28 protein-coding genes are annotated in these 16,841 nt (G+C 47.5%); 27 read left to right on the top strand and 1 reads right to left on the bottom strand.

Annotated elements, in window-relative coordinates; translation table 11 throughout:
* The first annotated feature begins 17 nt into the window (after window positions 1-17).
* From rplX to rpsI, 24 genes are all read left to right on the top strand, one after another.
* Window positions 18-329 carry a 50S ribosomal protein L24 gene (rplX, locus tag BLD48_RS14975; RefSeq protein WP_014969156.1) on the top strand — a complete coding sequence of 104 codons (312 nt, stop codon included), beginning with the start codon at window positions 18-20 and terminating at the stop codon, window positions 327-329.
* 31 nt (window positions 330-360) lie between these two features.
* The gene (gene rplE, locus BLD48_RS14970; RefSeq protein WP_014969157.1) at window positions 361-900 is read left to right on the top strand and encodes a 50S ribosomal protein L5; all 540 of its coding nucleotides are present in this window, start codon (window positions 361-363) and stop codon (window positions 898-900) included.
* A 14-nt stretch (window positions 901-914) separates the two neighbouring features.
* Window positions 915-1,184 (top strand): 30S ribosomal protein S14, encoded by a 270-nt coding sequence (gene rpsN, locus BLD48_RS14965; protein ID WP_014969158.1) that lies wholly within the window; start codon window positions 915-917, stop codon window positions 1,182-1,184.
* A gap of 31 nt (window positions 1,185-1,215) precedes the next feature.
* A complete protein-coding gene (gene rpsH / locus BLD48_RS14960) occupies window positions 1,216-1,614 on the top strand; it encodes a 30S ribosomal protein S8 (protein ID WP_071500908.1) in 399 nt (132 codons plus the stop codon).
* Between the two features lie 31 nt (window positions 1,615-1,645).
* The gene (rplF, locus tag BLD48_RS14955; protein WP_026826919.1) at window positions 1,646-2,182 is read left to right on the top strand and encodes a 50S ribosomal protein L6; all 537 of its coding nucleotides are present in this window, start codon (window positions 1,646-1,648) and stop codon (window positions 2,180-2,182) included.
* Between the two features lie 37 nt (window positions 2,183-2,219).
* Entirely contained in the window at window positions 2,220-2,570 is a 351-nt protein-coding gene (gene rplR, locus BLD48_RS14950) for a 50S ribosomal protein L18 (RefSeq protein ID WP_014969160.1), read from the top strand.
* A gap of 22 nt (window positions 2,571-2,592) precedes the next feature.
* Window positions 2,593-3,093, top strand: a complete 501-nt coding sequence (gene rpsE / locus BLD48_RS14945; protein WP_012369026.1) for a 30S ribosomal protein S5 — start codon at window positions 2,593-2,595, stop codon at window positions 3,091-3,093.
* An 18-nt stretch (window positions 3,094-3,111) separates the two neighbouring features.
* Window positions 3,112-3,297 carry a 50S ribosomal protein L30 gene (gene rpmD / locus BLD48_RS14940; protein ID WP_014969161.1) on the top strand — a complete coding sequence of 62 codons (186 nt, stop codon included), beginning with the start codon at window positions 3,112-3,114 and terminating at the stop codon, window positions 3,295-3,297.
* 35 nt (window positions 3,298-3,332) lie between these two features.
* Window positions 3,333-3,773 (top strand): 50S ribosomal protein L15, encoded by a 441-nt coding sequence (gene rplO / locus BLD48_RS14935; RefSeq protein ID WP_012369028.1) that lies wholly within the window; start codon window positions 3,333-3,335, stop codon window positions 3,771-3,773.
* Complete coding sequence (gene secY / locus BLD48_RS14930; RefSeq protein WP_071500907.1) at window positions 3,773-5,062, top strand: preprotein translocase subunit SecY; 1,290 nt, start codon at window positions 3,773-3,775, stop codon at window positions 5,060-5,062. Before rplO ends, secY begins: the two co-directional genes overlap by 1 nt.
* A gap of 72 nt (window positions 5,063-5,134) precedes the next feature.
* Window positions 5,135-5,782, top strand: a complete 648-nt coding sequence (locus BLD48_RS14925) for an adenylate kinase (RefSeq protein ID WP_071500906.1) — start codon at window positions 5,135-5,137, stop codon at window positions 5,780-5,782.
* Entirely contained in the window at window positions 5,782-6,534 is a 753-nt protein-coding gene (map, locus tag BLD48_RS14920; RefSeq protein ID WP_014969164.1) for a type I methionyl aminopeptidase, read from the top strand. Before BLD48_RS14925 ends, map begins: the two co-directional genes overlap by 1 nt.
* Before the next feature lie 150 nt (window positions 6,535-6,684).
* Window positions 6,685-6,903: a translation initiation factor IF-1 gene (infA, locus tag BLD48_RS14915; RefSeq protein ID WP_012369032.1), complete on the top strand. Its 219-nt coding sequence runs from the start codon at window positions 6,685-6,687 to the stop codon at window positions 6,901-6,903.
* Window positions 6,904-6,936: 33 nt separating this feature from the next.
* Complete coding sequence (rpmJ, locus tag BLD48_RS14910) at window positions 6,937-7,050, top strand: 50S ribosomal protein L36 (RefSeq protein WP_003156543.1); 114 nt, start codon at window positions 6,937-6,939, stop codon at window positions 7,048-7,050.
* A 20-nt stretch (window positions 7,051-7,070) separates the two neighbouring features.
* Entirely contained in the window at window positions 7,071-7,436 is a 366-nt protein-coding gene (gene rpsM / locus BLD48_RS14905) for a 30S ribosomal protein S13 (RefSeq protein WP_012369033.1), read from the top strand.
* A 16-nt stretch (window positions 7,437-7,452) separates the two neighbouring features.
* On the top strand, window positions 7,453-7,848 hold the full coding sequence (gene rpsK / locus BLD48_RS14900; protein ID WP_012369034.1) for a 30S ribosomal protein S11: 396 nt from the start codon (window positions 7,453-7,455) through the stop codon (window positions 7,846-7,848).
* Between the two features lie 137 nt (window positions 7,849-7,985).
* The gene (locus BLD48_RS14895) at window positions 7,986-8,930 is read left to right on the top strand and encodes a DNA-directed RNA polymerase subunit alpha (protein ID WP_071500905.1); all 945 of its coding nucleotides are present in this window, start codon (window positions 7,986-7,988) and stop codon (window positions 8,928-8,930) included.
* A 33-nt stretch (window positions 8,931-8,963) separates the two neighbouring features.
* The gene (gene rplQ / locus BLD48_RS14890) at window positions 8,964-9,335 is read left to right on the top strand and encodes a 50S ribosomal protein L17 (RefSeq protein WP_012369036.1); all 372 of its coding nucleotides are present in this window, start codon (window positions 8,964-8,966) and stop codon (window positions 9,333-9,335) included.
* A 95-nt stretch (window positions 9,336-9,430) separates the two neighbouring features.
* The gene (locus BLD48_RS14885; RefSeq protein ID WP_014969167.1) at window positions 9,431-10,261 is read left to right on the top strand and encodes an energy-coupling factor ABC transporter ATP-binding protein; all 831 of its coding nucleotides are present in this window, start codon (window positions 9,431-9,433) and stop codon (window positions 10,259-10,261) included.
* A complete protein-coding gene (locus BLD48_RS14880) occupies window positions 10,249-11,106 on the top strand; it encodes an energy-coupling factor transporter ATPase (protein WP_071500904.1) in 858 nt (285 codons plus the stop codon). The genes BLD48_RS14885 and BLD48_RS14880 overlap by 13 nt, the downstream gene beginning before the upstream one ends.
* Window positions 11,103-11,894, top strand: a complete 792-nt coding sequence (locus BLD48_RS14875) for an energy-coupling factor transporter transmembrane component T family protein (protein ID WP_071500903.1) — start codon at window positions 11,103-11,105, stop codon at window positions 11,892-11,894. Before BLD48_RS14880 ends, BLD48_RS14875 begins: the two co-directional genes overlap by 4 nt.
* A complete protein-coding gene (truA, locus tag BLD48_RS14870; RefSeq protein WP_071500902.1) occupies window positions 11,894-12,643 on the top strand; it encodes a tRNA pseudouridine(38-40) synthase TruA in 750 nt (249 codons plus the stop codon). Before BLD48_RS14875 ends, truA begins: the two co-directional genes overlap by 1 nt.
* Before the next feature lie 155 nt (window positions 12,644-12,798).
* On the top strand, window positions 12,799-13,236 hold the full coding sequence (gene rplM, locus BLD48_RS14865) for a 50S ribosomal protein L13 (protein ID WP_012369041.1): 438 nt from the start codon (window positions 12,799-12,801) through the stop codon (window positions 13,234-13,236).
* Between the two features lie 24 nt (window positions 13,237-13,260).
* Window positions 13,261-13,653 (top strand): 30S ribosomal protein S9, encoded by a 393-nt coding sequence (gene rpsI / locus BLD48_RS14860; protein ID WP_014969171.1) that lies wholly within the window; start codon window positions 13,261-13,263, stop codon window positions 13,651-13,653.
* A gap of 92 nt (window positions 13,654-13,745) precedes the next feature.
* Here rpsI and BLD48_RS14855 read toward each other — a convergent pair whose 3' ends face one another.
* The gene (locus BLD48_RS14855) at window positions 13,746-14,036 is read right to left on the bottom strand and encodes a hypothetical protein (protein WP_071500901.1); all 291 of its coding nucleotides are present in this window, start codon (window positions 14,034-14,036) and stop codon (window positions 13,746-13,748) included.
* Between the two features lie 100 nt (window positions 14,037-14,136).
* Here BLD48_RS14855 and BLD48_RS14850 point away from each other — a divergent pair, with 100 nt between their 5' ends.
* The 3 genes from BLD48_RS14850 to BLD48_RS14840 all read left to right on the top strand — a co-directional run bounded on the left by BLD48_RS14850 (window position 14,137) and on the right by BLD48_RS14840 (window position 16,591).
* Entirely contained in the window at window positions 14,137-14,769 is a 633-nt protein-coding gene (locus tag BLD48_RS14850; protein ID WP_071500900.1) for a M15 family metallopeptidase, read from the top strand.
* A gap of 182 nt (window positions 14,770-14,951) precedes the next feature.
* A complete protein-coding gene (locus BLD48_RS14845; RefSeq protein ID WP_071500899.1) occupies window positions 14,952-15,983 on the top strand; it encodes a P-loop NTPase in 1,032 nt (343 codons plus the stop codon).
* Between the two features lie 2 nt (window positions 15,984-15,985).
* Window positions 15,986-16,591, top strand: a complete 606-nt coding sequence (locus BLD48_RS14840) for a KinB-signaling pathway activation protein (RefSeq protein ID WP_071500898.1) — start codon at window positions 15,986-15,988, stop codon at window positions 16,589-16,591.
* The last annotated feature ends 250 nt before the right edge of the window (window positions 16,592-16,841 follow it).

The following is a 16,841-nucleotide window of genomic DNA, read 5'->3' as shown; positions in this document are numbered from 1 at the left end:
AAGGAGGTGCTCTAACGATGCATGTCAAAAAAGGTGATAAAGTTCAGGTTATGACTGGTAAAGATAAAGGCAAACAAGGTGTTGTCCTTACTGCTATGCCTAAAAAAGATCGCATTATCGTCGAAGGCGTTAATATGATCAAGAAACACTCAAAACCTTCTCAACTCAACCCGCAAGGCGGAATTGTCGAGAAAGAAGCACCGATTCACGTATCGAACGTTATGCTTATCGACCCTAAGACAGGAAACCCAACACGCGTTGGTTTCACTGTGGTTGACGGCAAGAAAGTACGTATCGCTAAAAAATCGGGCGAAGCTTTAGATAAATAAGAAGATTTAAAGAAAGGAGGTCCACTTTCTGATGAACCGTTTAAAAGTTAAATACCAAGACGAAATCGTCAAAGTAATGATGGAGAAATTCAACTATACTTCTGTAATGCAAGCGCCGAAAGTCGATAAAATCGTAATCAACATGGGTGTTGGTGACGCTGTTACGAACACGAAAGCACTTGACATGGCAGTCGAAGAGCTTCAGCTCCTCACTGGTCAGAAGCCACTCATCACGAAAGCTAAGAAATCGATCGCTGGTTTCAAACTTCGTGAAGGTATGCCAATCGGCGCGAAGGTAACACTTCGTGGAGAGCGCATGTATGAGTTCCTCGACAAGTTGATCAACGTGTCACTTCCACGTGTACGTGACTTCCGTGGTGTATCGAAGAAATCATTCGATGGCCGTGGTAACTACACGCTAGGCGTGAAGGAACAATTGATCTTCCCAGAGATCGACTACGATCGCGTATCGAAAGTCCGTGGTATGGACATCGTTATCGTAACAACTGCTAATACGGATGAAGAGTCCCGTGAGCTTCTCACAGCACTCGGCATGCCATTCCAAAAATAAGGGAGGTCGACAACATGGCTAAGAAATCAATGATCGCACGTGAAGTAAAACGTCAAGCACTCGTAGAGCGCTACGCTGAACAACGCGCAGAATTGAAAGCACAAGGCGACTTCATCGGCTTGAGCAAACTCCCACGTAACTCTTCAGCGGTTCGTTTACACAACCGTTGCAGTATCACTGGCCGTCCACACGGTTACATTGGTAAATTCGGTATCAGCCGTATTAAGTTCCGTGATCTTGCTCATAAAGGTCAAATCCCTGGTGTCAAAAAAGCAAGCTGGTAATTCATTAAAGTTGTGAAAGGAGGTACATCGCATGGTTATGACAGATCCGATTGCAGATATGCTTACACGCATTCGTAATGCAAACATGGTTCGCCATGAGAAGTTGGAAATGCCAGCTTCTACAATCAAACGTGAAGTCGCTGAAATCCTCAAACGTGAAGGTTTCATCCGCGATGTTGAATATCTCGAGGACAGCAAACAAGGTACGCTCCGCGTATTCCTTAAGTACGGCGCAGGCAACGAACGCGTCATCACTGGACTCAAACGTATCTCGAAACCAGGTCTTCGCGTTTACGCGAAAGCTGATGAAATCCCGAAAGTACTCGGTGGTCTCGGAATCGCTATCGTTTCAACATCTAAAGGTGTTATGACAGACAAAGAAGCTCGCCAACAAAAAGTCGGCGGCGAAGTGATCGCATACATCTGGTAATTCACGCATAAAAAGAACGGAGGTGTCTTAAATGTCACGTATTGGTAAAAAGCCAGTCGTTATCCCAGCAGGCGTTACAGTAACAGTTGAAAACAGCACAGTTACAGTAAAAGGTCCTAAAGGTGAACTCACTCGTGAGTTCAACCCGACTATGGCTATCAACGTAGAAGGTAATGAATTGACTGTCACTCGTCCAAACGACGAGAAAGCTAACCGTACAATCCACGGAACGACTCGTGCGCTTATCGCGAACATGGTCGAAGGTGTAAACAACGGTTTCGCTAAGACACTTGATATCCAAGGTGTTGGTTACCGTGCTCAAAAGCAAGGTAACAAAATCGTACTCAACCTCGGTTATTCACACCCAATCGAGTACACTCCGGAACAAGGCATTGAAGTCGAAGTTCCTACGAATACGCAAATCATCGTTCGCGGTATCAACAAAGAGCGTGTTGGACACGTTGCTGCATTGATTCGTTCGTACCGTCAACCTGAGCCTTACAAAGGTAAAGGAATTCGTTACAGTGATGAAGTCGTTCGTCGTAAAGAAGGTAAAACAGGTAAGTAATTCGTTGATACGAATTGACCGGAAAGGAGTGGCATAAATGATCTCAAAGGCAGACAAAAACGCTACACGTAAAAAGCGTCATGGTCGTGTACGTCGTACAATCATCGGGACGGCAACTCGTCCACGTTTGAATGTATTCCGTTCGAACAAGAACATTTACGTACAAGTCATTGACGATGCAACACATGCAACACTCGCATCTGCATCATCACTCGACCTTGAAAAAGGCAACACGACTGACGCTGCAACAGCAGTTGGTAAGCTCGCAGCTGAACGCGCTCTTGAAAAAGGTATTGAAACAGTCGTTTTCGACCGTGGAGGATATCTCTATCATGGACGTATCAAAGCAGTAGCTGAAGCAGCTCGTGAAGCTGGTCTCAAATTCTAATAGAAAAGGAGGGAACCTCTACATGCGCCAGTTAGAAATTAACATGGATCAACTCGAAGAACGCGTTGTTACTGTAAACCGCGTCGCGAAAGTAGTAAAAGGTGGCCGTCGCTTCCGTTTTGCTGCACTCGTCGTCGTAGGTGACAAGAATGGTCACGTAGGTTTCGGTACGGGTAAAGCTCAGGAAGTGCCTGAAGCGATCCGTAAAGCAATCGAAGATGCAAAGAAAAACATGGTTAACGTTCCAATCGTTAACACTACAATTCCACACGAAATCAACGGAATTTTCGGTGCAGGTCACGTATTCTTGAAACCTGCTTCTGAAGGTACTGGAGTCATCGCTGGTGGCCCAGTTCGTGCGGTTCTCGAATTAGCGGGAATCAACGACATTCTTTCGAAATCACTTGGATCAAGCACTCCAATCAACATGGTTCGTGCGACTGTCAAAGGTCTCACTTCACTTAAACGTGCTGAAGACGTTGCGAAACTCCGCGGTAAAACCGTCGAAGAACTTCGCGGTTAAGAAAGGGAGGGAATACAGATGGCGAAACTCGCAGTTACCCTCACACGCAGCATGATCGGTCGTCCGGAGAACCAACGCGTTACTACTCGTACGCTTGGTCTCCATAAGATGCACCAAACTGTTGTCGTACCTGACAACGCTGCTATGCGTGGGATGATTAACCACGTGTCACACTTATTGACAGTAAAAGAAATTCAAGAGTAATAGTTCGATATAATTTTATGAGGAGGTGCCCCACTATGAAACTCCATGAATTGAAACCAGCTGCTGGTTCACGTTCAGAACGCAACCGTGTAGGTCGCGGTATGTCTTCTGGTAACGGTAAGACTTCTGGCCGTGGTCACAAAGGTCAAAAAGCTCGTTCAGGCGGTGGTGTTCGTCCAGGTTTCGAAGGTGGACAAAACCCACTTTTCCGTCGTTTACCAAAACGCGGCTTCAACAACCCAACTCGTAAAGAGTTCGCGGTTATCAACCTTGACACACTTAACCGTTTTGAAGATGGAACGGAAGTAACACCAGAACTTCTTATCGAGACTCGCGCAGTCAAAGGTATGAAAGATGGCGTGAAGATCCTTTCTAACGGTAAGATTGAAAAGAAACTGACAGTAAAAGCTCACAAGTTCTCCGAAGCTGCGAAGCAAGCGATCGAAGCTGCCGGCGGTACGGTTGAGGTGATCTAATGTTTCAAGCGATCTCCAATATGTGGCGCGTAGCCGACATCCGTCGGCGCATTCTCTTTACCTTGGCCCTGATTATCGTGTTCCGTATCGGTGCACATATCCCAGTCCCAATGGTAAACACTGAAGTATTCAAGATTGACGAGAATGGTATTCTTGGCTTCTTGAACTCCTTCGGCGGGAATGCTTTGCAGAATTTCTCACTCTTTGCGATGGGAATCATGCCGTATATCACGGCCTCGATCGTTGTCCAACTCTTACAGATGGACGTTGTTCCAAAGTTTGCCGAATGGGCAAAACAAGGAGAGGCGGGCCGTAAGAAGTTAGCAACGGTAACGCGCTATGGAACGATCGTACTCGGCTTAGTCCAAGCGTTTGGAATCGCGCTTGGATTTAACCGTATCTACCCAGGTCTTGTCAATGAAGATTTTGGCACCTGGACGTACGTGATGATTGCACTTGTTTTGACGGCGGGTACCGCATTCTTAATGTTCCTCGGTGAACTCATCACGGAGAAGGGCATTGGTAACGGGATATCAATGATCATCTTCGCTGGGATCGTCGCGGGCTTCCCGAACGCATTCCGTCAGATTTACGAAACAAAGCTCCAAAATGCAGGGGATGCTTTGTTTGTCAACGTGCTTTATATCGTACTGTTGCTTTTAATCATCATCGCGGTCATCGTCGGTGTCATCTATGTGCAGCAAGCTGCCCGGAAGATTCCGATTCAGTACGCCAAGCGTACGGTGAACCGTGCTCCAGTTGGCGGCCAATCGACACACTTGCCGATTAAGCTTAACGCTGCTGGGGTTATCCCAGTTATCTTCGCTGTATCGTTTATGGTGACTCCACCAACGATTGCAAGTTTCTTGGCAAGTCCGGAAAACGCGACGAAGATTCGTGACATCTTCGACTATACGAGTCCAATCGGTATGTCGATTTATGTGGCGCTCATCATCGCATTTTCGTACTTTTATACATTTGTTCAGGTTAACCCGGAACAAATGGCAGAGAACCTTCAAAAACAAGGCGGATACATTCCTGGTATTCGTCCTGGTAAGCAAACGGAACAATACATCACGAAGATCCTATATCGACTGACATTCTTCGGCTCACTTTTCCTCGCTGTGATCGCGGTTACGCCAACGTTCTTTATTAAGTTCGCTGGTTTACCGAACTCGGTCCAGATTGGTGGAACAAGCTTGCTGATCGTCATCGGTGTAGGTCTTGAGACGATGAAACAGATTGAAAGTCAACTGGTTAAACGACACTACAAAGGCTTTATCCGATAAGGCGGGAGGAAGGGGACCATCCCTTTCCTTTCTGTTGTGTCTATAGAGTCTATAGAAGTGGAGGCTACCGACATGAATCTTGTATTGATGGGCTTGCCGGGTGCTGGAAAAGGGACGCAGGCTGCGAAAATCATCGAAGACTACGCCATTCCACACATCTCGACAGGCGACATGTTCCGCGCGGCGATCAAAGATTCAACACCGCTCGGGCAGGAAGCGAAATCGTACATGGATAAAGGGGAACTCGTTCCGGATGAAGTCACAATCGGCATCGTACGTGAACGTCTCGCCAAAGAAGACTGTGCAAATGGTTTTCTTCTTGACGGTTTCCCACGCACAGTGAAACAAGCAGACGCACTTGAAGTGTTGCTTGCGGATCTAAACAAACAAATCGATCACGTCATTCACATCGGTGTGAACCCGGAGAAACTTGTCCCTCGTTTGACAGGTCGCCGGATTTGCCCAACATGTGGAGCAACGTATCATGTCATCTATAACCCACCAAAAGTGGACGGAGTATGTGATATCGACGGATCAGCACTGGTACAACGTGAAGATGATCAAGAAGAAACGGTTCGCCGTCGTCTTGAAGTCAACGTCGCGCAAGCGCAACCTTTGATTGACTTTTACGCTGAAAAAGGGTATCTTCGTAATTTGGACGGTGATCGTCCGATTAATGAAGTTTACTCCGATGTTCAAGCACTTCTTGGTGGTCAGTAATGATCATTACGAAAGCGCCGCGTGAAATCGATATTATGCGTAAGGCAGGACAAATCGTCGCCCGGACGCATAAAGAGCTTCAAGCTCATATTCGTCCAGGGGTCACAACGGGGCAACTCGATGCGATTGCTGAACGTTATATTCGAAGTCAAGGGGCAACACCATCGTTTAAAGGTTATAATGGATTTACTGGGAGCATTTGTGCGTCAGTAAATGAAGAACTTGTCCATGGTATTCCGGGTGACCGCGTACTCCACGATGGAGACATCATCTCGATTGATATCGGGGCGGAGTATAACGGATATCACGGAGATTCAGCCTGGACATATCCGGTAGGTACAATCTCTGAAGAGACGAAGCGGTTACTTGACGTAACTGAAGAATCTCTGTATAAAGGATTGGAGCGCGCCAAAGCTGGCGTGCACCTGACAGATATTTCGCATGCGATCCAGTCACATGTTGAAGCTGCGAATTTTTCTGTAGTCCGCGAATATGTGGGCCACGGCGTGGGACAAAATTTGCATGAAGATCCGCAAATCCCACATTATGGACCACCGGGGAAAGGGCCGCGCCTGAAAACCGGCATGACCTTGGCGATTGAGCCAATGGTTAATGTCGGGAAACGCTATGTTCGCACGCTATCCGACAATTGGACGGTAGTGACAGTGGACGGTAGCATGTGCGCCCACTTTGAGCACACCATCGCCATCACAGACGAAGGCTACGAGATCTTAACGGTCGATGCAGAGTGAGCTGTGCGCGTTATTGGTGTCACCTTTCTATAAGCCGCTATCCACTCGTGTTTGTGACCGATGATTCTCTCACGGCTACTGTAGAAAGCCCCTAAGCGCTACAAATCGTCTGGGCTCCCAATCAACTTTATAGAGAAAGGGGTATAATTGATGGCGAAACAAGATGTAATCGAAGTGGAAGGTACGGTTATCGAACCGCTTCCAAACGCGATGTTTAAGGTGGAGTTAGAAAACGGCCACACGGTCCTCGCGCACGTCTCAGGGAAAATTCGGATGCACTTCATTCGGATCCTGCCAGGAGATAAAGTAACAGTTGAGTTGTCACCATACGACTTGACTCGCGGACGGATCACATACCGTTTCAAATAAAAACTCCGATTTTTTCAGGAGGAGGTATTCACAATGAAAGTAAGACCTTCGGTTAAACCGATCTGTGAAAAGTGTAAAGTTATCCGCCGTAAAGGCAAAGTAATGGTTATTTGCGAAAACCCTAAGCATAAACAAAAACAAGGGTAATTAAACAAGGAGGTGCACACATGGCACGTATTGCTGGTGTAGATATTCCACGTGAGAAACGCATCGTTATCTCACTCACTTACATCTATGGTGTTGGTAAAACGACTGCTCAGAAAGTCTTGAAAGAAGCTGGTATCTCTGAAGATACTCGTACTCGTGAATTGACTGAAGAACAACTCAACCAACTCCGTGATGGATTAGATAAAGTAAAAGTTGAGGGTGACCTTCGTCGTGAAATCTCACTCAACATCAAACGTTTGATCGAAATCGGTTGCTACCGTGGTGTTCGTCACCGTCGTGGTCTTCCAGTTCGTGGTCAAAACACTAAAAACAACTCGCGTACTCGTAAAGGCCCACGCCGTACAGTAGCGAACAAGAAGAAGTAAGGGAGGGTAAACTAAGATGGCAAAACGTAAACAGAATGTTCGTAGTAAACGTAAAGTCAAAAAGAATATTGAGTCTGGTATCGTTCATATCCGTTCAACATTCAACAACACAATCGTTACGATCACTGACATGCAAGGGAATGCAATCTCTTGGGCAACTGCAGGAAACATGGGCTTCAAAGGCTCACGTAAATCAACTCCATTTGCTGCGCAACTCGCTTCTGAAACTGCTGCGAAAACAGCAATGGATAACGGTATGCGTACTGTAGAAGTTAACGTTAAAGGTCCTGGTGCAGGTCGTGAAGCTGCAATCCGTGCGCTCCAAGCAATCGGTCTTGAAGTAACAGCGATCCGTGACGTAACTCCAGTCCCACACAACGGTTGCCGCCCTCCAAAACGTCGTCGCGTGTAACCCGTCTTGTACTGCAAAGCGGAAATTCGAGTAGACTTTCGTTGATCGTTTGACCAAGCATGGCAGTAGACACGTACACAAGACGGTTGGCGATTGAACGCGATGGCCAACATGACGATATTCAAGGAGGGGTTCAGATGATCGAAATCGAAAAACCGAAGATTGAAACGGTCGAATTAAGCGACAACGCTACGTTTGGTAAATTCGTGGTAGAACCGCTTGAGCGTGGATTCGGTACAACGCTTGGTAACTCTTTGCGTCGTATCCTATTATCTTCACTTCCGGGTGCTGCAGTCACTGCAGTCCAAATCGATGGCGTTCTTCATGAGTTCTCGACAATTGATGGCGTTGTAGAAGACGTTACCCAAATCATCTTGAACCTTAAGAAACTCGCCCTCAAAGTTTACTCGGAAGAAGAGAAAACACTTGAGATCGATATCCAAGGCGCTGGCGTTGTCACGGCTGCGAACATTACGCATGACAGCGACGTCGAAATCCTCAACCCAGAACTCCACATTGCAACACTTGCAGAAGGTGCATCACTTCATATGCGTCTGACCGCTCGTCGTGGTCGTGGTTACGTTCAGGCTGAAGATAACAAACGGGACGATATGCCAATCGGCGTCATCCCAATTGATTCCATTTACACGCCAATTCAACGTGTAAACTATCAAGTTGAAAAAACACGTGTCGGTCAAGATGCGAGCTTCGATAAATTGACGCTTGATGTTTGGACGGACGGTTCACTCCGCCCTGAAGAAGCAGTGTCACTCGGTGCAAAAATCATGACAGAACACTTAAACATCTTTGTTGGTCTTACGGACGAAGCGCTCCATGCCGAAATCATGGTCGAAAAGGAAGAAGATCAAAAAGAAAAAGTACTTGAAATGACGATCGAAGAACTCGATCTTTCAGTTCGTTCGTACAACTGTTTGAAACGTGCCGGCATCAATACGGTTCAAGAACTCGCGAACAAGAGCGAAGACGAGATGATGAAAGTTCGTAACCTCGGACGTAAATCACTCGAAGAAGTTCAAGCGAAACTCGATGAACTCGGATTGGGCCTACGTAAAGAAGACTAAAACTATTAATTGCACGAAGGAGGGAATCCATCCATGGCATACTCGAAATTAGGCCGTACAAGCTCACAACGTAAGGCACTTTTGCGTGACCTTGCGACTGATCTCATCATCAATGAGCGTATCCAAACTACAGAACAAAAAGCGAAGGAACTTCGTCCAGTCGTTGAGAAACTCATCACTTTAGGTAAACGCGGTGATCTCCACGCTCGTCGTCAAGTTGCATCGTTCGTTCGTCGCGAAGCTGCTGGTCAAAACGAAGCTGGTAAAACACAAGATGCAATCCAAAAATTGTTTGCTGATGTTGCTCCACGTTTTGCTGAGCGTCAAGGTGGTTACACACGTATCATGAAAATGGGACCACGTCGTGGTGACGGCGCAGAAATGGTCATCATCGAACTCGTTTAATTTTTAAATGATTCGGATAAAAGGGCAGTGCGTAACTCGCTTCTGCCCTTTTGTTACAAATGAAATTATTTTGATTTGATGAAGGAGGAGCGGACATGGCAAAGCTGATTGAGTTGGAACAGGTGACCTATCGTTACCCGGAACAAGAACAACCAGCGTTGCAAGATGTCTCTCTGACGATCCGTTCGCAGGAATGGGTCGCGATCGTTGGACACAACGGCTCCGGAAAATCAACGCTGACGAAGTTGTTTAACGGATTGTTGCTTCCTGAACAAGGAACGGTCACTGTCAACGAGATGTTCTCGAGTGCAGTGCCGGAGCAACTGTGGGAGATGCGCCGCGCAATCGGTATCGTCTTTCAAAATCCGGATAATCAATTCGTTGGCACGACCGTGCGCGACGACGTGGCATTTGCCCTCGAAAATTGGGGCGTGCCACGCGAGGAAATGGTTCGTCGTATCGACGACAGTCTAGCGCGCGTTGGCCTTACGGATTTTGTTGATCGGGAACCCCATCAACTATCCGGCGGACAGAAGCAGCGTGTCGCAATCGCCTCGGCGCTTGCGATGCGCCCTGATGTTCTCGTGCTCGATGAAGCGACATCGATGCTTGATCCGATTGCACGAACTGAGGTTATGTCGACCGTCCAGGAATTATATGAACAACATCCGATGGCCGTCGTTGCCATTACGCATGAACTCGACGAAGTCTTACGGGCCAGTCGTGTCATTGTCATGGATGCGGGTCAAATCGTATTAGAAGGAACACCGCAAGAGGTGTTTGCACAATCCGCGTTTCTTGAGCAGATTGGACTAGATGTTCCATTTGTCGTCCGGGTGCAGGAGCAACTTTCGGCACGTGGTCTTACTTATGAGGACACGATACTAGATGAAAGAGACTTGGTGAACCGCTTATGCCAATCTTAATCCAGGAATTGAACTATACGTACCAACTCAATAGTCCGTTTGAACGAGTCGCGCTGCGTGATGTGAATCTTGAGATTCCGTCAGGGGCGCTTGTTGCGTTTGTGGGGCATACCGGTTCCGGGAAATCCACACTCGTCCAACACATCAATGGCTTGTTGAAGCCGACTGCCGGTAAGGTACAGGTCGATGACATCATCATCGAACCAAAACGAAAACAAGATTTAAAGGCGCTCCGTAAACGGGTGGGTCTTGTCTTTCAGTACCCGGAATATCAACTGTTTGAAGAAACCGTCTTGAAGGATGTCATGTTTGGTCCGATGAATTTCGGTCATGAACCGGCAGAAGCTGAACGTTTGGCAAAGGACGCATTACGTACCGTCGGGCTGGATGAAGTCTTTTGGTCACGTTCACCGTTTGACCTGTCTGGTGGGCAAATGAGGCGTGTTGCGATTGCGGGCGTACTCGCTAGTCAACCAGACGTGTTGATCGTCGATGAACCGACGGCAGGACTCGATCCGCAAGGACGAAAGCAGATGCTTCGTCTGTTCGCTGAGCTTCACGCACAATCCGGGATGACGTTACTGTTGATCACACACGATATGGACCAAGTGCTCGAATATACGAACCGGGTCGTCGTCATGGAAGACGGGCAAGTGGCGTATGATGGAGAACCAATGGGTCTATTCCGTCAAGAAACGTTATTGCGTCAATTCCATCTCGACTTACCCCACGTCTTAGCATTCGCTTGGCAAATGGCGGATCAGTTGAACGTCAACCGGCCGGCCCTTCAGACAGAAGCCGAATTGATTGAGTGGATTTTGCATGTACGGGAGGGAAGACGATGATCGTTGGCCAACATATACCGGGAACATCGTATTTACACCGTTCGTCTGCTGTCGCCAAAATCATTTTTGCGTTTTGTTTCATTCCGCTCGTCTTTTTGGCCAACAATGCAGCAACCAATCTTTTTTTACTCGTCTTTACGTTTTTGGCGCTCGCGAGCAGTAAATTACCGATCCGTTATGTCTTAAAAGGACTACGGCCGATTTTATTTTTAATCGTCTTTACGTTTATCATTCAGCTGCTGTTTACCCGGGAAGGGGCGGTACTGCTCGAATTCGGCTGGTTCAAGATCTACGAAGAAGGGTTACGTCTTGCGATCATCGTCTCGCTCCGATTCTTTTATCTGGTCTCGATCACGACACTCGTCACGCTGACGACGTCACCGATCGAACTGACGGATGCGATTGAGCTGCTGCTTAAACCGTTTAAGGTCGTCCGTGTCCCGACGCATGAAATTGCCTTGATGCTGTCGATCTCGCTCCGTTTCCTGCCGACCCTGGCAGAAGAGACGGAGAAGATCATGAAGGCGCAACAGGCACGTGGCGTCGATTTGTCGGCAGGTCCGATCAAAGAACGGTTGCGGGCCATCATTCCTCTGCTGATTCCCCTGTTCATCTCGGCCTTTAAACGGGCCGAAGATCTCGCGACAGCGATGGAAGCGCGGGGGTACCGTGGTGGTGAAGGCCGAACACGGCTCCGCGAGTCGAAGTGGACCGGGCGGGATACGGGTCTGATGATTCTCCTTATCGCACTCGGACTCCTTTTAGTTTATTTACGAGGAGGGTTTTGATGCGGCGTTTTAAATGTACGATTCAGTATGATGGGACGGACTATTCTGGGTATCAAGTGCAACCGAACGGTCTGACGATCCAGGAAGTGATCGAGAAGACGCTGGAACGGATGCACAAGCATCCGGTCAAGGTCATCGGCTCCGGACGTACAGATGCCCGTGTACACGCTCAGGGACAGGTCATTCATTTTAATACGGAACTTTCGATTGCTCCAGACAGCATGGTGAAGGCGTTAAATACGTTATTACCGGACGATATTCGGGTTCGGGACTGTAAAGAGGTCGCTTCTGACTTCGAAGCAAGGTATGATGTAGTAGGGAAAGAATATCGGTACTTCGTGCGTCAGGCGGAAGATGCGTTTCGGCGTCATCAATCGGTCTTGATTCCGTATTCACTCGACGTGGCGCAAATTCGTCTGGGATTAGCGTATTTAGTCGGGACTCATGACTTTAGTTCGTTCTGTGTCGCGAAGACAGAGACGGACAATCGTGTTCGGACGATTTATGAGGCGGAACTGATCGAGCAAGGAGACGAACTGATTTTCCGTTTTCACGGAAGTGGTTTTCTCTACAATCAGATTCGGATCATGGTCGGCACGTTGCTTGATGTCGGACGCGGGCGTTTTGCTCCGGAAGACATCAAACGAATGCTCGAAGCGAAAGATCGAAACGTCGCTGGTGTGACGGCACCACCGCACGGGTTATACCTTTGGGAAGTTTTCTACCCAGAGTCTAAAAAAGGCATTTGACATTAGCCGCTAAAAAACATACAATGTTTATTGGCATTTCATTTATTATGAAACCACAATCTTAGCCCCGTACACCTAAGATTCTGATAGATTCACACAGTGAATAAATGAAAAATCAAAAAAGAAATTTTTAAATTCCTTAGGAGGTATTTTACATGCGCACAACTTTCATGGCGAAAGCTACTGATGTAGAACGCAAATGGCTCCTTATCGACGCAGAAGGCAAAACACTCGGTCGTCTTTCGAGCGAAGTGGCTTCACTTCTCCGCGGTAAGCACAAACCTACGTTCACACCACACGTTGACTGTGGGGATCACGTTATCCTCATCAACGTTGAGAAAATCGTATTAACTGGTAACAAACTCGACAAAAAGGTCTACTACCGTCACTCTGGTCATCCAGGCGGCTTGAAGCAGACTGTCGCACGCGACTTACTCGCTAACAAACCTGAGCGTATGCTTGAACTCGCGATCAAAGGGATGCTTCCAAAAGGTAGCCTCGGTCGTCAAATGTTCAACAAACTCCACGTTTACGCTGGAGATACTCATAAGCAAGAAGCACAACAACCAGAAGTTTACGAACTTCGCGGTTAATACGAATTTAGGAGGAACTACACGATGGCAGATGTACGTTACTACGGCACTGGTCGCCGTAAAAGCGCGGCAGCTCGCGTTTTCCTCGTTGCTGGAGACGGTAAAGTCACAGTTAACGGGCGCGATATCAGCGAATACTTCGGTTATGAAACATTAATCATGACTGCAAAAGAACCACTTGTACTCACAGAAACAGAAGGCAAATACGATATCATGGTAACGGTCAAAGGCGGCGGCTTCACTGGTCAAGCAGGCGCAATCCGTCACGGTATCTCACGTGCTCTTCTTCAAGCGGATCCAGACTTCCGTGGCACACTTAAAGCTAAAGGTTTCCTCACACGCGATGCTCGTATGAAAGAACGTAAAAAATACGGTCTTAAAGCAGCACGTCGTGCACCTCAGTTCTCAAAACGTTAATCGTTTTATCTCTCATCCTTACGGGTGGGAGATTTTTTTTATGCAAAAAAAACCGCTTTCTGACCGGTAGCGGTCAAAAAGCGGTCTGTTGTTCAGAATGTACGACGTCGGATGGTTCGGATGAGGAATAAAAGTGCCATCAAACCAATGAATGTCAGCGGAATGCTCCACAGGAAAAGATCCTTAAAAAAAAAAATAGGATCGTACTCCGTTTGTGAACCGACCTGACCGACAAATGATGTATCCTGACTTAACACGGTGCTGTTCTCAGGGAGAGCGGGCTGATAAGTCGCGTTTGCTTCATGGACCGCATAAAAGTAGATCGCATAACCCATATGTAAGAGAACGGTCAAGACGCCCGTAACGACTAACATCTTTTTCATCAAAAAACTCCTTTTTCCGATTGATTGGTGAGAACAAGTCCACCGTCAAGTATACCGGATTCCGTTTTCGGGAACAGATGAGAAAGGAGTGTGGTGAAAGATGACAGTATCAGTCAGTTGGTTGCTGGAACGGGCGAATCGGAAACTGAATGTTCCGGGACTCTCGCCGGAAGTCGCCCGAAAGACCCGCCAGGTCATCCGTGAGCTCCATGTCAAAGGCATTTATGTCGGCGTCGCCCAAGGATTCCGTTCCTATGCCGAGCAGGAGAAGCTGTATGCGCAAGGACGGACGACGCCGGGAGCAATCGTCACGAACGCCCGCGGAGGACAATCGAATCATAACCGGGGGATTGCCGTTGATCTGTTTCAATATTCGATGGATGGGACAAAAGCCATCTTTACTAACGATGCCAACTTTCAACAAATCGTGCAGGCGATGAAACGCCAAGGTTTTTCATGGGGCGGAGATTGGGACGGGTTCAAGGATTATCCACACTTTGAATTAAACAAATCAACGACGGATGCCTTAGTTCCGTATCCGGGTCAACCCCTTTATAGAGGGGCTGTCAACATGAACAGTCGGGACATCGAGCGGATTCAACGCGCCGTCAAAGCGACGGTCACGAAACGATTTGACGCAGAGACGGTTGAAAACGTCCGTGCCTATCAAACGCGTCAAGGATTAGCGGTCGACGGGGTCGTTGGCCCCGCGACGTGGAATCGTATGTTTTAAAGACAAGGGATCTTCTTTTTGCGGTAGCGATGAGGACGATCTCTTTTTTTAGGCGTCGTCAGCGTGGGTTCTTCCAAGTCGACAAGGAAATGTCATCCTTTCCGAGTCGAAATGTGCAAGCGCTATCTTATTTTTGTTATACTGAAATGGATTAAATCGAACGTTCTCAGGGGGAAGGCACTATGTTGAATGAACAAGAAATTCGCGAGGTGGTTGGTAAACTCGTCGATCCGACGATTGAACGCTCGCTTACAGATACGAACGGGATTCGGGATGTCCGCATCAAGGGAGACTATGTCAGTCTCAAAATTGCGCTTGCGCAAGCAGGATCCGGCGAACAGCTCGCGTTACAGCAACAAATCGTCAAAGAGTTGAAAGAAAAAGGATTCAAGACAGTTGGTTTACGTTTTGAGGCACTAGGTGATCACGGCATCCAAGCAGCGACAACACCATCTATCCTCAAACCGGAATCAGGGACGACGTTCATCGCAATTGCATCCGGTAAAGGGGGCGTCGGAAAATCAACGGTATCCGTCAACTTAGCGGTTGCCTTGGCACGTGCAGGGAAGAAGGTCGGTTTGATCGACGCGGATATCTACGGATTCAGTGTTCCGGATATGATGGGAATCGAAACACGTCCGACGGTTGTCAATGACCGGATCGTGCCGCCTGAACGTTTTGGCGTCAAAGTCATCTCGATGGGCTTCTTCGTCGAAGACAATGCACCGGTCATCTGGCGTGGTCCGATGCTTGGGAAGATGTTAAATAATTTCTTCTCAGACGTCGAGTGGGGCGAACTGGATTATTTATTGCTGGATTTACCTCCAGGTACAGGCGACGTCGCGCTCGATATCCATTCGATGTTGCCGAGCTGTCAGGAACTGATTGTCACGACACCACACGCGACCGCAGCATTCGTTGCAGCACGCGCCGGGGCGATGGCGATCAAAACGAACCACCGCCTGCTCGGTATCATCGAGAACATGGCGTATTTCGAAAGCAAGACGACAGGTGAAAAAGAGTACGTCTTTGGTTCAGGTGGCGGAGAGAAGTTGTCAGAAGCGTTAAAAACAGATATTCTAGCTAAGATTCCACTTGGTCAGCCGTATGCGAATGAGACGGATTTCGCACCGTCCATCTATCGTGACGGTCATCCATTTGAAACACACTATAATGAACTCGCAACGCGTGTCATCGAAAAAGTAGAGGGATAAAAATGAAGACTAAAGGATTTTTGAAGCTGTTTTGGATGACGCTCCTGATCGGAACGCTCGCCGGCTTCGTGTTTAACCTTGTTGCTGAACCAGGGTATGTCCGGAATCAATCGATTAGCGGATATGTCACGGCACTGGCTTACAGTAGTACATGGACTGCAATCAGCTTGATGGGATTCTTTTCATATCTGATCCTTCACCGGGTCGGACTCGATATTTTCCGAGGGGCTAAGCTCTGGGATCGGGTCCAAATCGTCTTGATTGCATTTGCCTTATTCGACGGGATCTATTTACGGGGATTGGCATTCGGGTTCGAAAAGACGAATCTATACATCGGGGAAATGGTCGTGTTATTAATCATTGCGTTTTTTGTCGCTCGAACAAAAGCACGAGAGACGAACTTCACGGCATTCGTGCCGACGTTATTTTTGATGACAGTCATCACATTGATTGAATGGGTTCCGGCACTTCAGGCGACGCAAGACAAGCGGATGTTATGGGCGGCACTTGCCACGTTACTCGTTTGTAATGCGTATCAAATTTTAATGTTGCACCGCTTGCAGGAAAAACCGGCTGCAGCCAAGGCACCTTCTGGAAAAAGAGCATAAACGAAGAGTCACCTTTCTGACAAAATCATCTGTTAGAAAGGTGACTCTCTTTTTTTAATATTTTTTTAGAAAAACAGTTGACGGGAAAAAGAAGAGTTGATATATTAATACATGTCGCTGAGGCACACGCCATACGGACACGTCGAAAACGAAAAATAACTTATAAAAAAGTCATTGACACCAGTTAATACTTTACTGTAAGATTTAAAAGTCGTCAAACGACATATCGGACTTTGAAAACTGAACGATG

Source organism: Exiguobacterium sp. KRL4, assembly GCF_001870785.1.
Lineage (GTDB): Bacteria > Bacillota > Bacilli > Exiguobacteriales > Exiguobacteriaceae > Exiguobacterium_A.
Note: the sequence above shows the minus strand (reverse complement) of the source record. Positions and strands in the feature narration are given on the sequence as shown.

What these genes read in the sequence shown, in the direction of transcription:
- BLD48_RS14840 (WP_071500898.1), top strand. Translation starts at nt 15,986, where the DNA reads ATGAAGACTAAAGGATTTTTGAAGCTGTTTTGGATGACGCTCCTGATC.
- rpsM (WP_012369033.1), top strand. Translation starts at nt 7,071, where the DNA reads ATGGCACGTATTGCTGGTGTAGATATTCCACGTGAGAAACGCATCGTT.
- BLD48_RS14850 (WP_071500900.1), top strand. Translation starts at nt 14,137, where the DNA reads ATGACAGTATCAGTCAGTTGGTTGCTGGAACGGGCGAATCGGAAACTG.
- rpsE (WP_012369026.1), top strand. Translation starts at nt 2,593, where the DNA reads ATGCGCCAGTTAGAAATTAACATGGATCAACTCGAAGAACGCGTTGTT.
- infA (WP_012369032.1), top strand. Translation starts at nt 6,685, where the DNA reads ATGGCGAAACAAGATGTAATCGAAGTGGAAGGTACGGTTATCGAACCG.
- rpmJ (WP_003156543.1), top strand. Translation starts at nt 6,937, where the DNA reads ATGAAAGTAAGACCTTCGGTTAAACCGATCTGTGAAAAGTGTAAAGTT.
- rplX (WP_014969156.1), top strand. Translation starts at nt 18, where the DNA reads ATGCATGTCAAAAAAGGTGATAAAGTTCAGGTTATGACTGGTAAAGAT.
- rplO (WP_012369028.1), top strand. Translation starts at nt 3,333, where the DNA reads ATGAAACTCCATGAATTGAAACCAGCTGCTGGTTCACGTTCAGAACGC.
- rplE (WP_014969157.1), top strand. Translation starts at nt 361, where the DNA reads ATGAACCGTTTAAAAGTTAAATACCAAGACGAAATCGTCAAAGTAATG.
- BLD48_RS14845 (WP_071500899.1), top strand. Translation starts at nt 14,952, where the DNA reads ATGTTGAATGAACAAGAAATTCGCGAGGTGGTTGGTAAACTCGTCGAT.
- map (WP_014969164.1), top strand. Translation starts at nt 5,782, where the DNA reads ATGATCATTACGAAAGCGCCGCGTGAAATCGATATTATGCGTAAGGCA.
- rplM (WP_012369041.1), top strand. Translation starts at nt 12,799, where the DNA reads ATGCGCACAACTTTCATGGCGAAAGCTACTGATGTAGAACGCAAATGG.
- secY (WP_071500907.1), top strand. Translation starts at nt 3,773, where the DNA reads ATGTTTCAAGCGATCTCCAATATGTGGCGCGTAGCCGACATCCGTCGG.
- truA (WP_071500902.1), top strand. Translation starts at nt 11,894, where the DNA reads ATGCGGCGTTTTAAATGTACGATTCAGTATGATGGGACGGACTATTCT.
- rpsN (WP_014969158.1), top strand. Translation starts at nt 915, where the DNA reads ATGGCTAAGAAATCAATGATCGCACGTGAAGTAAAACGTCAAGCACTC.
- rpsK (WP_012369034.1), top strand. Translation starts at nt 7,453, where the DNA reads ATGGCAAAACGTAAACAGAATGTTCGTAGTAAACGTAAAGTCAAAAAG.
- BLD48_RS14885 (WP_014969167.1), top strand. Translation starts at nt 9,431, where the DNA reads ATGGCAAAGCTGATTGAGTTGGAACAGGTGACCTATCGTTACCCGGAA.
- BLD48_RS14875 (WP_071500903.1), top strand. Translation starts at nt 11,103, where the DNA reads ATGATCGTTGGCCAACATATACCGGGAACATCGTATTTACACCGTTCG.
- rplR (WP_014969160.1), top strand. Translation starts at nt 2,220, where the DNA reads ATGATCTCAAAGGCAGACAAAAACGCTACACGTAAAAAGCGTCATGGT.
- rpsH (WP_071500908.1), top strand. Translation starts at nt 1,216, where the DNA reads ATGGTTATGACAGATCCGATTGCAGATATGCTTACACGCATTCGTAAT.
- BLD48_RS14895 (WP_071500905.1), top strand. Translation starts at nt 7,986, where the DNA reads ATGATCGAAATCGAAAAACCGAAGATTGAAACGGTCGAATTAAGCGAC.
- BLD48_RS14855 (WP_071500901.1), bottom strand. Translation starts at nt 14,036, where the DNA reads ATGAAAAAGATGTTAGTCGTTACGGGCGTCTTGACCGTTCTCTTACAT.
- BLD48_RS14880 (WP_071500904.1), top strand. Translation starts at nt 10,249, where the DNA reads ATGCCAATCTTAATCCAGGAATTGAACTATACGTACCAACTCAATAGT.
- BLD48_RS14925 (WP_071500906.1), top strand. Translation starts at nt 5,135, where the DNA reads ATGAATCTTGTATTGATGGGCTTGCCGGGTGCTGGAAAAGGGACGCAG.
- rplQ (WP_012369036.1), top strand. Translation starts at nt 8,964, where the DNA reads ATGGCATACTCGAAATTAGGCCGTACAAGCTCACAACGTAAGGCACTT.
- rpmD (WP_014969161.1), top strand. Translation starts at nt 3,112, where the DNA reads ATGGCGAAACTCGCAGTTACCCTCACACGCAGCATGATCGGTCGTCCG.
- rpsI (WP_014969171.1), top strand. Translation starts at nt 13,261, where the DNA reads ATGGCAGATGTACGTTACTACGGCACTGGTCGCCGTAAAAGCGCGGCA.
- rplF (WP_026826919.1), top strand. Translation starts at nt 1,646, where the DNA reads ATGTCACGTATTGGTAAAAAGCCAGTCGTTATCCCAGCAGGCGTTACA.